Origin of the sequence: Arthrobacter sunyaminii (assembly GCF_018866305.1) — a bacterium.
Classification (GTDB): domain Bacteria; phylum Actinomycetota; class Actinomycetes; order Actinomycetales; family Micrococcaceae; genus Arthrobacter_B; species Arthrobacter_B sunyaminii.
This window is the reverse complement of the sequence record NZ_CP076456.1, coordinates 723,615-736,694: the sequence shown is the minus strand read 5'-3', so window position 1 is coordinate 736,694 and position 13,080 is coordinate 723,615. Positions and strand designations below refer to the sequence as shown.

Genomic DNA, 13,080 nt, shown 5'->3' with positions numbered 1-13,080 from the left:
CCCGCGCACCATTCAACTGCGCACGATTCGCCTGTTCCACATCAACAAACTTCCAGAAGGAAGATAATGACTTCTCAAACTGACGTCCGACAATTGGTTGATTTCATCACCGCTGAGCTCCCCCGCGATTCGTGGACGCCGTGGCCCGGCGGCTGGCCCGATCAGATCGAGGCCGCTCTCATTGATGCGGTCCTGAGCATCAGCGCGAAGTACGGTTCCGAGACCAACGGTGTTCGGGGTGCAGTCGCCCGCTACCGAGCAGAGGTGGACTCGGACCGGCCTAATGACCTCGCGCGGCTGTCGAACCAGGACCCTGAACAGCTGCAAACTGTGCTGAACGATCAGAAGGTCAGCGGGCGCACCAAGGCATCGGCAATCGTGGAGGCCGCGAAGAATCTGCTGGCGGTAGGAGTGAAGTCTGCAGCCGATCTGGATCCTCATAACGCGGAACAAAAGAAGGCGTACACCGCTGTGCATGGACTCGGCTGGGTGACATGGGAGTACTTCGGCATGTTGCTCGGTAAGCCGGGTATCAAGGCGGACCGATGGATTGTCCGCTTCGCAGGCCGGGCTCTCGGCCGCGATGTGACGGCAACCGAAGCCAAGGCCTTATTGTTTGAAGCTGCCGCCGAGCTTGAGGCAACACCAACGGAACTGGACCACGCCATCTGGGCACACGAGCGTGATCTGCGGGTCCCACCCTTATAAGGTGTCTCAGCACCGATTTACTATGGAAATGGCCCCACAATAATTCATGCCTGTTTTCCAAGGACCCCATCATGGACCCTGTCTGGAATGAACTTTTCCCTGACCCGCATCCGCCGGACGTTGTACCACCAGGGTTGGACCCAGAAACCGGAAAACGAACCCGCCCCTGTCCGGTCTGTGGCCACGAGGCATGGCCAGTTGTCTATGGTATGCCTGACCCCGCGCTTGGCGATCCCTGGCCCAAGACATACTACGAGGGATGCGTCATTCCCCCAGGCAAATTCGTGTGCTCGTGGCGCTGTGCCTCGCCCGACTGCAGTCACGAATGGTGACAAAGTTCTACCGGCAAACCGAGCAGCCCCAATGGACTCCTGCTCGAATCAGCGTCCCTAATGTCCGCGCCTCCACAACCGCGACGGCCGGCCGCGCGTACCGTCGGACATCTGCCCGGTACCGACAAGTTGCGGTTCCATAAGCCGCCGGAAGGTGTCGCGCATCAGAGGCCGTCCGGCGACCGCCTCGTGTAAGTCCCGAAGCTCCTTCAGGGTGAAGGGCTTGGGCAGCAGGCCCGCCGGGTCGGGAGTCTGCACGTAGTCCTGCCGCAGCCGGTTAGCAGCCAGAAGCACCATCTCCGCGTGCCCGTAGGGCAGCCCGGCTATCAACTCCGCATCCGCCGTAACCGAGGCCAGCCGGACGTAGTCAGACTGCAGCGGCTTCTCCAATTCCACGTACGGAACCGCGTCCACATGCGCCACTGAGAGCGTCCACCCCCGGTCGTCCCGGTCCGGATCGTCGAAGACGTGGAGCTGCTGCGGGACCCGCCCCTCGATTCCGGCTTTGTCCCGGAGGGAACGCAGGACGGCGGCCGCCAAGGTTTCGCGCTCCCGCAGGAAGGTGCCGGGCAGCGCCCACTCCCCCGTGCGGTGTTCCTCCCGCCGGCGTACGAGCAGGACTTTGAGCTGGCCGGCATCAACCGTCAACGCTGCGGTGTCCACGGCGACAGACGGCCGGGGATATTCCAGGAGGGGCAAGGGTTTGCTGGACTCACTCATACCCCTATTTATCTCAATCTTGCGCAAAAGATGCAACCGGTGCATACTGGAATCACTTAGCGCAGATATGCGCTAAAGGAAGGGGTTCACCATGAAGATTCCACAGCTCCACGTAGGTGCCGGCACCGCCGCCGGCCCACTCACCACCTTTCCCGTCTGGACGGCCGGTGCCGGACGGCTAGGCATCAGCACTGGCCTAAACGCCGACATCGCAGTTTCAGAACTGACGTCCGGCGCCAGGGTGGGCAATCTGACCATCCTGAATAAAGGAAAGACCAATGCCCTGCTGCTCGAAGGCGAGCTGCTGGAGGGTGGCCAGCAGCACCGCACCTGTGCCCGCGACGTGCTCGTCGGCCCCGGTGAGTCCATGGACATTGAGACCTTTTGCGTTGAGGCCGGACGCTGGGAGGCGGGCCAGAGCATCCACCGCCGCCTGGCACGGCGGGCACCCGTGGCTGTCCGCGCCGAGCTGGCTTATGCCGGCGCAGCACCGGGACGCGACAGCCAGGCACAGATTTGGGAACGGGTCCGGCGCTTTGATGCCGCCCGCGGACCCTCTGCCACCACCTCCCTCCCGGAGCATCTGGACCGCTTCGGCGGGGACACCCGGCCTCAGTCCGTTCCGCCTATTCCGAAACCCCTCGAGGGTCAGCGCGGTGTGATGATCGGAGTTGCCGGGCAGCCGCTGTTGCTGGAAGTCTTCGGCACCGCCACCCTGTTCCGCCGGCACTATCGCCAGCTGATCGAAGCCGTACTCCTGGACGCCGAGCTGCTGCCCGCTTCTGCGCGGAACGCCGCACCGATGCCGGGGCAGGCAGCCCGGGACCTGGCTGCTATCGCCGGCCCCATGGACTTCGGCGAGTTCTACGGCAGCGGCGATGTCCGACGCCACGACACCATGCGCAGCCGGCACATCAACGGAACCCGCGGCCCCGTGCGCGCCTCGGGCATCGCCGTCGTGCTCCCCGACCGGGCTCCCGAGATTGTCCATGTGAGCTACTGGAACACCAACCACTTCCTGATGGAGACCTCATGAACCTGAACTCCCTACAGAATGACCGCGCCGCCGGCGTCCTCGTGGCCTTCGCCGCCGGAGACGCACTCGGCGCCGGCTACGAATTCGACGCTCCCCTGCCCGACGGCGCCGAGGTCACCATGAAAGGCGGCGGACCGTTCGGGTTCGAGCCGGCCGAATGGACCGATGACACCTCCATGGCCATCCCCATCGCGGAAGCACTCCTCGACGCCGGCCCCGCCCCCGCCGCGCTGGACGCCGTCGCCCGGGCCTGGAGCGCGTGGGCCGCCGAAGCCAAGGACGTAGGCTCGCAGACCCGGAACGTCATCGACGCCGCCCGCCGGACCGCGGCAGCGGACCACCGGTCCGAGGTCACCGCTGACGACTTTGCCCGCACCGCAGAAGCCTTCCACGAACGCACCGGCCGCAGCGGCGGCAACGGATCGCTGATGCGCACCGCTCCTCTGGCCCTGGCCTACCTGGACCGGGAACCGGCGGAACTCATGGCACAGGCCGGGGTGCTCAGCGCGCTTACCCATGTGGAAGCCGACGCACAGGAAGCCTGCGGGCTGTGGTGCGTCGCCATCCGAGAGGCTGTTCTCACCGGGCGATTGAATATCCGCGCGGGGCTGCCCCTGCTGGCGGAGGACCGCGCAGGCCTGTGGCTGGAGCGGATCGAGACGGCCGAATCATCCCGTCCGCGGGACTTCACTCAGAACGGCTGGGTGGTGCAAGCGCTGCAGGGTGCGTGGAGCGCCATCACCAGCACGCGCGCCGGATGCAACGGTCCCGCCCATCTGCGGGCCGCACTGGAAGAAGCCGTCCGCGGCGGCAACGACACCGATACGGTGGCCGCCATCGCCGGGTCACTGGTGGGAGCCGCCTATGGTTTCTCCGCCGTGCCCTTCGAATGGCGCCGGAACCTGCACGGCTGGCCGGGCCTGCGGACGCGTGACCTGATGACCCTCGGCGTCGAACTCGCCGCCGGCAACGGGCACCGGGCGGACACGTGGCCTCGTACCCCGCATTTTGATTACAGCTCGTGGTCCAGAACCGACGTCCTGGTTCAGCATCCCGACGACGACGGCGTCTGGCTTGGCGGGGTAGGTGCGCTCGGCAGGACGGCGGAGATGGGTATTGATGCAGTGGTCAGTCTGTGCCGGTTGGGAACGGATGACGTTACCGGCATCGCGCCGGAGAACCAGTCGACGTTCTGGCTGGTGGATTCCGCCTCCCCGGACTCCAACGCCTACGCCGGCTATGTCCTGCAGGAGGCTGCCGCCGCCGTCGAACGCTTCCGAACTGAAGGCAAAACCGTGTTGCTGCACTGTGTCCGGGCCGAATCCCGAACCCCGACCGTTGCAGCACTCTACGGTGCGCGTGCCGCCGGAGTGACTCCGTTGGAATCTCTGGAGCATGTGCGCCGGGTCCTGCCCAACGCTCATCCGAACCCCGCCTTCCGAGAGGTCCTGGCCGTGGCCGTTGCTCAGGCAACAGAACCCGGCAACTGAAAGGGAACCGCGGCGACTCCCCCGCAAACCGGGCAGGTCCCAGCGCAGGCCGTAGCTCGTGGTAGAAATCGCCCATGGGAGAATCGCACGTTTTCGTGACCAAAGGCAGTCTGACCAACTTCGCATGTGATGCATGGCTGCTGCCCACCGACCGGGCGTACAGCATCAAGAAGCATTGGCTTGATGCGGTGTGCGGACTTGAAGCTGCGGTGAAGGAAAACCTGGACGAAGACTTCGCGAGCGGATCCAAGCTGACCCAGCCCCTGGATTCCTGGTCCGCCGGGAAACCGCTGCCGGTCCTCACGGCGGTGCCCTATGAGGGGATTTCCTCAGTGGAGGATCTCCTCCCGCCGGTGCGCGAGTTTGTTCGTGTGGCGGCCGAGAGGGCCAGAGCACGGTGGGCGCCGAGCCGAGCAGATACGGCCCGGCCGGTTCCACTGCTCGGGATCCCGCTGTTTGGAACAGGCGGAGGCGGAGCGGGGTTTGTCGTCGGGGACGTTATCAAGCGCCTTCTCGGAGAGGCGCGGAGAGCTGCGGCCGAAGCGCAGGTTGATGTTGCCCTGGTGCTTAGGGATGAGAAAGACTTTGCCTTCGCACAAGAGCTACGGAAGCGCGAGGGCACGGACTGGTGGCCAGCTCTGAATCAAGACCTGCGAAACCAAGCTGAACCGTTGGCCGCCCATGCCCGCAGCGGCAAGCTTGTTCCGTTTATGGGCGCCGGAGTCAGTATGAGCGCGGGGGCGCCCAGTTGGGGACAGTTATTGGACGGACTGGCTTCGGATGCGCACCTTTCCGATCGAGAGAAGGAGTCCCTCAAGAACCGCAGCAACCTGGATCAGGCCGGCATCCTGCGGTCCATCTTCAACGAGCGTGTGAACCGGGGCGAAACGTCCTTCAACCAAGCCATAGCAAGTCATGTGGACCTGAAACGCTACGGATTGGCGCCGGCGCTCCTGGCGAGCCTGGGTTCGCGTGAAGCTATTACTTTGAACTACGACACGCTGTTTGAGGCGGCCTCCGCCGACGCCGGATTCCCCCGCACCGTAATCCCCGGTGGAGTCCAGGAAAAGAACGCCTGGCTGCTGAAACTTCACGGTTCCGTGACGGATCCGGAGAGCATTGTCCTGACCCGCGACGATTACCTAGGTTTCAATGTCTCGCGCAACGCGCTTTCTGCGCTCGTCAAAGCCACACTCATGACGCAGCATCTGTTGTTCGTGGGATTTGGGCTGGAGGACGACCATTTCCACGAAATCCTCCATGACGTGCGCCGGGCCTTGCCCGAGGCAATGCATGAAAAGAACGGGATCGCGACAGCACTGATGCTGTCCAAAGATCCGTTGGGTGAGCGCATGTGGTCCAACCAATTGAGTCTCGTGTCAATGGGCCCAGACACGAATGGACGAACCGCTCGCGCTCTCGAAATCTTCCTGGATTATTTGGTGGCAATGGCCACCGACAGCCATTCCTACCTTCTGGCCGACGGGTACGAACAGGCTCTGACTGACGCAGAACGGTTGTTGCGCAAAAGACTGCAGGACCTGAGCGATCAATTTACGGACGAGGAGAAAGAAAGCAGCGGCGGCAGGCGCCTGCAGGAAATGCTCGGCGAACTGGGTGCCGAAAACTGACCCTGCCCCCGGGGTTGCAGGATGTTAGCGGCTGGATGCCGGTGCCTGAGACCTACGACCAGCTTCATCCCTGGAAAAGCCGACTCGGCCGATCGTAGCGAATCTGGTTTTGTCTTATTTTTCCAGCTCTACAGTTGTAGTGGTCCCCATCAAACTGACCTTGTAACTGATGGTCTTTTCTTCGTATGTGAACTCTTTAGTTTCGTCACTGGACGCCAAGAGGGCAAAGTCTGTCGCCTCGGTATCCCGCTGGGACGCCCATGTGTGCGGTTCATTCCCGTCCGTTGGGGCTTCGTACGAGCCAACCCAATAGATGGAGGTTGTATCTCCCCCGTCGCTGACCCATTCGATTGTGATGGTGTCCCCGGCAATAGTTGCTTGCTGATAGGACTCCTTATTGGTGGCGTTACTCTGCTTCCAATCGCCGTCAAGGTCTGGGATCTGCGGAGTTTCTGCAACCTTATTTTCGACACCGCCGGCGGCGGGTGCCTCTTCGCCTCCACACCCCGTCAGAGCTAGAGCCGCGGCAAGAACAACTGGTGCAATAATTTTCTTCATAGAGCCACTCTTACACAGGAATTACGTGCAGTCCTTTTCGGTACTAAATATTGGGCGGATGACGAGCCGCCAATATGCCACAATGAACGTGTGAATTAACCCACTGACGAAGTGCAAAGCGAAATTGAAATTGTTCTTTCCGGCGATAGCGCCTTGGTGGCCGGTTCGGAGGCGGCCGCAGCCGCCCTGTTTGAACGCCTCGAGGTAAACCCCTCGTCGGGGCAGTCCGCCAGCCAGTCAGCAAAAGACCTGTTCGCGGGCATCCTCGGCATCGATGCCATTGCCGCAGGATTCGATCCCCAGAGGGTCCACATGACCGGCGAGAGCTACCAGTGCCTGAACCAGCTGGGATATTTACGGACTCAAAGCCGGCAAAAACTCGGAAAAGCGTGCACTGAACGGCCCCCACATCCCAGCAGAGGTGCTGCTCAAGGACCAGGAGCTGGAAAAGAAGTAGCTCCGAACGGAGGTCTGCCGCCTCACTTGCCGACAGCCATCCTGGTGATTTCACGGATTCGCTCCACCAGCTGCTCCGGCGTCAGTGCCCCGTCGGGCCGGAACCATTGAGCAACTCCGGTGCACATCGTGATGACCGCCAAGCTGGCCTCGCGCGGAAAAGGAGTGGCGAAGACCCCGGACTTCGCGCCCTGTTCAACCACGGCGTACATGAGAGCCTGCTGGCGATCGCGGGCAGCAATGTGCTGTGCCCGGGCTGAGGTGTCGAGACTCCGAATCTCGCTGAACGCGATAAACGCCAGTCCCGTCCGCCGGGAGTGGAAGAGCACCACACATTCCACCAGGAAATCAAACTGATCCGAGAGGGACGGCCCGGCTTCAGTCAGCGCCTGCTCGCTGCGGGTCCAGAGATCCGCCATTGCGTGCGAAGTGATTGCCACCAGAAGCGAATGTTTGGACGGATAGTGGTGATAAAGACCGGGAACGGACAACCCGCAGCGGGCCGCGACCCGTCGAATAGTCGTGCCGTGATAACCGTGTTCCATAAAGCACTGCAGGGCACAGGTAAGTATCGGGGACAGATCATTCTGCGCGTAGGTCCGCCACCCGGTCCCACTCCCGGAAATGGACAAAGCCGGATCTCCGCTTCGCACTGTGTATGACATTTTGTCCTCCCGAACTACCCGCATTGAGTCTTGACACCCCGTGAGTCCCACTTCACACTAAGGCTACCGAGCGATCGCTCGGTAGCCACCCGTCCCAGAGCCCCAAGCTCGACAAGGAAGTGAGCACCCAGTGGATGCCAGTGTGACTCCTCCATCGACCAGCTTTTACCCTTCCGGCTTGCCCTCCCCCTTTAACATTCAGACCACGTCATTGGTGGAGGCCTGGCGGCTCCGGGTTCAGGCGAATCCCCAGGGAACCGCAATCGCTTATTTTGACGGCGCCCTGTCCGCTGCCCAGCTGGACGAAGTGTCCGACGCGTTCGCCGCAGCTCTGGAAAGCCGCGGCGTGGGGCCCGGCGACCGGATTGGCATCCAGCTGCAGAATATCCCGCAATATGCCATTTCCTTCCTTGCCCTGTGGAAGCTGGGCGCAACAGCAGTGCTTCTTAACCCCATGTACAGGGGCAGGGAACTGCGTCATCTCGTTGATGATTCCCGGGTCCGGGGAATCATTGCCGAAGACACCCTGTACGCCGCAACTGCCGACACCGTTGCCGGCAGTTCAGTGGAATGGATCGTGACGACGTCGGGGCTTGAATACCAGAACCGCAATGATCCCCGGGTCTTTTCGAACACCACGCCGGTCGAAGCCTCTCCCGACGGGGACATGGCGGACCTGATCTCCGAGTTTGCCGGGCGCTCCCCCGGCGACGCTGCCCTCATGTCCGACGATGTGGCGCTGCTGACCTATACCTCGGGGACCACGGGTCCGCCCAAAGGCGCGATGAACACGCACCGCAACGTCCTCAACGTTGCCATGACTTCGGCTGCGTGGATGGGACTGCAATCCGGCGACAGCGTACTGGCCGTCGCTCCGCTGTTCCACATCACCGGCGCCGTGCTCGGCGCCATGGCACCCCTCCTCCACGACACCACGCTGGTCTTCATCAACCGCACCCAACCCGCCGTCGTCGTGGACGCCGTAGCCGAACACCACATCACCTGCACCACGGGATCAATTACCGTCTTCAACGCCATTTACCAGGACCCCGGTGCAACCCCGGAGCATTTCACCTCAATCCGCACCCTGTATTCCGGCGGCGCACCCATTCCGCCAGCCACGGTGGAGGGTTTCCAGAAGCGGTTCGGGAAATACATCCACAACATTTACGGCATGACGGAAACGACGTCGGGCGTCATAGCCGTGCCGCCGGGCGTCAAGGCTCCCGTCGACCCGCTGAGCGGAAGCCTGTCCATCGGCCTCCCGCTGCCCAACGTCACCGTGCGGATCATCGACGCCGACGGTAATCCGCTGCCCGTGGGCGAACAGGGAGAACTGGAGCTGGCGGGACCGCAGATTGTTCCCGGCTATTGGAACAATGCCGAAGCGACCGAGCGGACCATGCCAGGCGGCCGGCTTCGCACGGGGGACGTAGCCATCGTTGATGAGAACGGCTGGGTATACATCGTGGACCGGCTCAAAGACCAGATCAATGTGTCCGGCTTCAAGGTCTGGCCCCGCGAGGTTGAGGACGTGCTCTACGAACATCCCGCGGTCTTTGAAGCCGCCGTTGTCGGCCAGCCCGACCCGTACCGCGGAGAAACAGTGGTCGCGTACGTCTCGGTGAAGGCCGGACATACTCTTACCGAGGAGGAAGTCATCGAGTTCACCAAGCAGCGCCTCGCCGCCTACAAGTACCCCCGAATCGTCCACCTCATCGAGGATCTGCCCAAGACGCAGACCGGCAAGATTCGCCGCAAGGCGCTGCGCGAGCCAGGAACCCGATGAGCATCCAAACACGGATGACGCCGGACGGCGTGGAAGTAGTGACGACGACGGCGGAAGCCCGTGCACTGCCCAGCCCTCCACTGCTCATCCTGGATTCGGTAACAGCATTCTTCGACGAACAGGGGTTCGGCACCGGCCCGCTGGCCTGGGAACGGATCGGAGACGGACAGTCCAACATCACGTACCGGATTCAACGCAGCGACCAGACGTATGTACTGCGCCGCGGGCCCCGGCCACCCCTACCGCCCTCCACCCATGACATGGTCCGGGAAGCCCGAATCCAGCAGCTGCTGCACGCCGAGGGAGTGCTCGTGCCCCGGATCCTCGCTGTCTGCACCGATAAATCCGTGCTGGGGGTGCCCTTCTACGTCATGTCCTTCGTAGAGGGGGTGGTAATCACCGATACCGTCCCGCCAGCCCTTGAATCACGCGGCCAGCGGGAAGCCACCAGCCGCGCCGTCGTCGATGCCCTCGCCCAGCTGCACAGAGTGGATGTGACCAAGCCGGATCTCTCGGGCTTGGGTCGGCCCGAAGGATACCTTGAGCGCCAGGTGAAGCGCTTTTCCGGCCTCTGGGAAACCAATACCACCCGTCACCTTCCGGAGGTCCATGACCTCGCGGATTGGCTGGAGAAAAACCGGCCTGACTCGCAGGGCATGTCGGTCGTCCACGGCGACTACCGCATGGGCAACCTTTTGTTCTCCGGCTCCGCCCCTGCCTCGGTAGCGGGGATCCTCGACTGGGAGATGGCAACGCTGGGTGATCCCCTGGCGGATCTGGGGTATCTGACCGCCACGTATTCGGACCCGGCGAGCGCACCAACCGTCATGGAGCTCACTCCGGTCACCCGTGAACCCGGGTACTGGAACAGAACACAGCTGGTGGACCGCTACGCGGAACGGACCGGCTTCGAGATGGGCCCTCTTCCCTGGTACCAAGTGCTGGCCCTTTGGAAGTCTGCGATCTTCTGCGAAGCAATCTATACCCGCTGGCTCCAGGGCGAGCGTCCCGGCGACGAAGTCTTCGGACCCTCGCTGGAAGCCGGAGTCCCTCACCTGCTGCAGCAGGCAACGCGGCGCATGCACGACCTGTAATTCCGTCCACAGTTTTATCCGTAATTTCCAGCAGTCCCGTAAGCCCGTAAGTCCCGTCACAGTCTGAACGGCAAAGGAGCCCCAGCATGTCAGCACAATATTCCTCAATTCCAGCATCGGGTGCGGCCATTGCCCCGGCGGGCAGGTCCAAAAAGCGTTCGCTGGCGGCAAGCACCGTCGGCAACATTCTGGAGTGGTATGAGTGGAGTGCCTACGCTGTTTTCGCTCCCTTCATTGCTGCGGCAATGTTCAACCCGGACGACCCGGTATCAGCGCTGCTTTCCACCTTGGCTGTCTTCGCCGTCGGTTTCCTGATGCGTCCTCTCGGCGGCATCGTGTTTGGGCGGATCGCAGACAAGAAGGGAAGAAAGTTCGTCCTCATCACCACCATGCTGATGATGGCTGGCGGCTCCCTTGTCATCGGGCTCATGCCTACCTACGCCACTGTGGGCGTGTGGGCCTCCATCATCCTTCTGCTGGCCCGTGTCAGCCAGGGCTTCGCACACGGTGGTGAATCCGCCACCGCCAATACTTACGTGGCTGAGATTGCCCCCGCGCATCGCCGGGGCATGTGGGGCAGCATTGTTTTTGTCGCGATTTTCGCCGGATCGGTGCTTGCCTACACCGTAGGCGGAACGGTGACGGCCGTGCTCGAGGAAAGTGAAGTTGCTGCTTGGGGCTGGCGGATCCCTTTCCTGTTGGGTGCCTTCCTTGCTCTGGCCGCCCTGTACCTGCGGAAGGGGATGGACGAGAGCGACGTTTTCCACGATGAGGACAAGGCTGCCGCCGACAGTCGGCCGACGCCGCTGGCCCGTAAGCAGGTAGTCCGTGCCATCCTGCTGATGATCGCTATGACTTCCGGTATCACCGCCGCCCATTACACCTGGACCTCCTACGCGTCCACCTACGCCATCACACAGCAGGGGATGTCCGCTTCCTCCGCTTATTGGTCCTCCGTCATCGCACAGTTGATAGCCCTTGTCTCCCTGCCCTTCTGGGGGAGGCTTTCGGACAAGGTGGGGCGCCGCCCGATGATGATCGGTTTCGCCGCAGTGATGATCTTGGTCCAATTGCCTCTGATGAGCCTGATTTCCTCTGAGCCTTGGACCCTGCTGGTCGCTTCTTCCCTCGCCTTGTTGGTTGTCGCAGTTCCGGGAGCGTTGCTTGCCGCCACATTGTCGGAGAACTTTCCAACAAAAGTGCGGACGCAAAGCATCGGCTTTGCCTACTCCATTTCGGTGGCAGTGTTTGGTGGTACTGCCCCGTACCTGAATGCGCTGTTGATTGAGTGGGGTGTGGGCTGGCTGTCGAGCGTGTACATCATGTTCTTGTGCTTGTGCACTGCGGTGGCAGTGTGGCTCATGCCGGAAACCAAAGGCATCGATCTCAAGGACGCCTGAAAGCTCGGTGGCATCCGGCATCACCTGTTCCAAAAGTCCTGAAATCGCCGACCCTACCAAGATCCGTCCACAACGGTTGATCATTGCCAACCAGCCCCTTAGCCTCTCTCCTACACTCGCGTCGCGCACCACCACCTGGTGCGGTGGGGTATAGCGGGTGTCAGGACACCCGCTATACCCCACCGAACTGGCATCAGATTCCAATCACTTTCGCTACTGCGGTCGCACATCGGTCACCTTCACAATAAATTCCGGATCGATGGCGTAGAACGCAGTTGTGAGGTTGCCCTTTGTCAAGCAAGATTCCCCATCGGGGACAGTTTCCGCGGAGAAAGTCACGAGGTCACCTTCGCTCAGGGATGTAAGCGTTTCGAAAAAAGGCGCATTTGTGGGGATAAGTGTGTTATCCATCAGATCTGAAAAAGCATTGTTCCATGTCTTGACTTTAACGCCGCCAGCGATTTCGATCTCTACGTGAGCGAGCCCATCGCTGTTCGCGCCGATTTCGACGATCCTGCCGGACCAATTGGTCATTCTTCCGTTGTCAGAGACAGCGCACATTTGTGCATCTCTTTCCCTCAGGGCAACTGACTGCTGAAGTTCGGTTGAAGCTTTGTTGTACTGGCTCTTCCCCTGGACAAAAGCCTCTATGAAGGCTTGCTCGTCTGCTGGATAGGTCCCGTACGCCGTGGACGGCTTCTTCACGGGCGGTGATGACTCCGTTGATGCTTCGTTAGGCGAAGGCTCTGCGGTCGCTGTTTCGCTCTGCACGGCAGCCGGTACGGGCTCTCCGTAATTCCCATTGGATAAAGCACTCCCAAAAACGGACAATACGATCACAGCACCGATAGCAGTTAGGACCTTGTGCTTGGCAAACCAATTCGAGTTCGTTTGCCCAGTGCCGCCCACCTGCCGCACGGGTCCACCAAATCCAGGGTTTACCCGAGGCACATCTTCCACCCAGAACTGCCACCCCTGCGGCGCGGGCCCCCAGGATGGGTCCGGTCTCCACCCCGGGGGCGGAGTCCACCCGTCAGGTGCTGGCGGCCAATTGGGAGGTGGATTGAATCTCATGGTCATTTAGTCTCCATTTTTCAAGTGAATCCATAAACGGCCTGATCATTTTGGATATTTCGCAAGAAATGGATGTGGCGTCGATCGAGAGATGGATCCCTCCGCGCCTCGGTTTCCCTTTACATAC

The 13,080-nt window shown here is 61.7% G+C and carries 11 protein-coding genes and 1 pseudogene; 7 read left to right on the top strand and 5 right to left on the bottom strand.

Features of this window, described 5'->3' with window-relative positions; genetic code table 11:
- Nucleotides 1–66 precede the first annotated feature (66 nt).
- Complete coding sequence (locus KG104_RS03315; protein WP_207347251.1) at nt 67–708, top strand: hypothetical protein; 642 nt, start codon at nt 67–69, stop codon at nt 706–708.
- Between the two features lie 389 nt (nt 709–1,097).
- On the opposite strand, the gene KG104_RS03310 is transcribed toward KG104_RS03315, so the two are convergent.
- Nucleotides 1,098–1,760 (bottom strand): NUDIX hydrolase, encoded by a 663-nt coding sequence (locus tag KG104_RS03310; protein WP_207347250.1) that lies wholly within the window; start codon nt 1,758–1,760, stop codon nt 1,098–1,100.
- Between the two features lie 91 nt (nt 1,761–1,851).
- Between KG104_RS03310 and KG104_RS03305 the strand changes: the two genes are divergently transcribed.
- The 3 genes from KG104_RS03305 to KG104_RS03295 all read left to right on the top strand — a co-directional run bounded on the left by KG104_RS03305 (nt 1,852) and on the right by KG104_RS03295 (nt 5,917).
- Complete coding sequence (locus KG104_RS03305; RefSeq protein ID WP_207347249.1) at nt 1,852–2,796, top strand: ARPP-1 family domain-containing protein; 945 nt, start codon at nt 1,852–1,854, stop codon at nt 2,794–2,796.
- Complete coding sequence (locus KG104_RS03300) at nt 2,793–4,286, top strand: ADP-ribosylglycohydrolase family protein (protein WP_207347248.1); 1,494 nt, start codon at nt 2,793–2,795, stop codon at nt 4,284–4,286. Before KG104_RS03305 ends, KG104_RS03300 begins: the two co-directional genes overlap by 4 nt.
- A 74-nt stretch (nt 4,287–4,360) precedes the next feature.
- Nucleotides 4,361–5,917, top strand: a complete 1,557-nt coding sequence (locus KG104_RS03295; RefSeq protein WP_207347247.1) for an SIR2 family NAD-dependent protein deacylase — start codon at nt 4,361–4,363, stop codon at nt 5,915–5,917.
- Between the two features lie 114 nt (nt 5,918–6,031).
- Here KG104_RS03295 and KG104_RS03290 read toward each other — a convergent pair whose 3' ends face one another.
- The 3 genes and pseudogenes from KG104_RS03290 to KG104_RS18185 form a co-directional block, all read right to left on the bottom strand.
- A complete protein-coding gene (locus KG104_RS03290) occupies nt 6,032–6,475 on the bottom strand; it encodes a hypothetical protein (RefSeq protein ID WP_104054955.1) in 444 nt (147 codons plus the stop codon).
- 479 nt (nt 6,476–6,954) lie between these two features.
- Nucleotides 6,955–7,371, bottom strand: a complete 417-nt coding sequence (locus KG104_RS17960) for a TetR-type transcription factor C-terminal domain-containing protein (protein ID WP_237688703.1) — start codon at nt 7,369–7,371, stop codon at nt 6,955–6,957.
- Nucleotides 7,372–7,374: 3 nt separating this feature from the next.
- Nucleotides 7,375–7,596: pseudogene (locus KG104_RS18185) on the bottom strand (TetR/AcrR family transcriptional regulator); the annotation flags it as partial.
- A gap of 178 nt (nt 7,597–7,774) precedes the next feature.
- On the opposite strand from KG104_RS18185, the gene KG104_RS03280 reads away from it, so the two are divergent.
- The 3 genes from KG104_RS03280 (at nt 7,775) to KG104_RS03270 (ending at nt 11,879) form a co-directional block, all read left to right on the top strand.
- A complete protein-coding gene (locus tag KG104_RS03280) occupies nt 7,775–9,385 on the top strand; it encodes a class I adenylate-forming enzyme family protein (RefSeq protein ID WP_207347245.1) in 1,611 nt (536 codons plus the stop codon).
- On the top strand, nt 9,382–10,479 hold the full coding sequence (locus tag KG104_RS03275; RefSeq protein ID WP_237686971.1) for a phosphotransferase family protein: 1,098 nt from the start codon (nt 9,382–9,384) through the stop codon (nt 10,477–10,479). The genes KG104_RS03280 and KG104_RS03275 overlap by 4 nt, the downstream gene beginning before the upstream one ends.
- An 86-nt stretch (nt 10,480–10,565) precedes the next feature.
- Nucleotides 10,566–11,879 (top strand): MFS transporter, encoded by a 1,314-nt coding sequence (locus KG104_RS03270; RefSeq protein ID WP_104161508.1) that lies wholly within the window; start codon nt 10,566–10,568, stop codon nt 11,877–11,879.
- A gap of 213 nt (nt 11,880–12,092) precedes the next feature.
- Here the strand turns inward: KG104_RS03270 and KG104_RS03265 are convergent, their stop codons facing one another.
- Nucleotides 12,093–12,584, bottom strand: a complete 492-nt coding sequence (locus KG104_RS03265; RefSeq protein ID WP_207347244.1) for a hypothetical protein — start codon at nt 12,582–12,584, stop codon at nt 12,093–12,095.
- Nucleotides 12,585–13,080 lie beyond the last annotated feature (496 nt).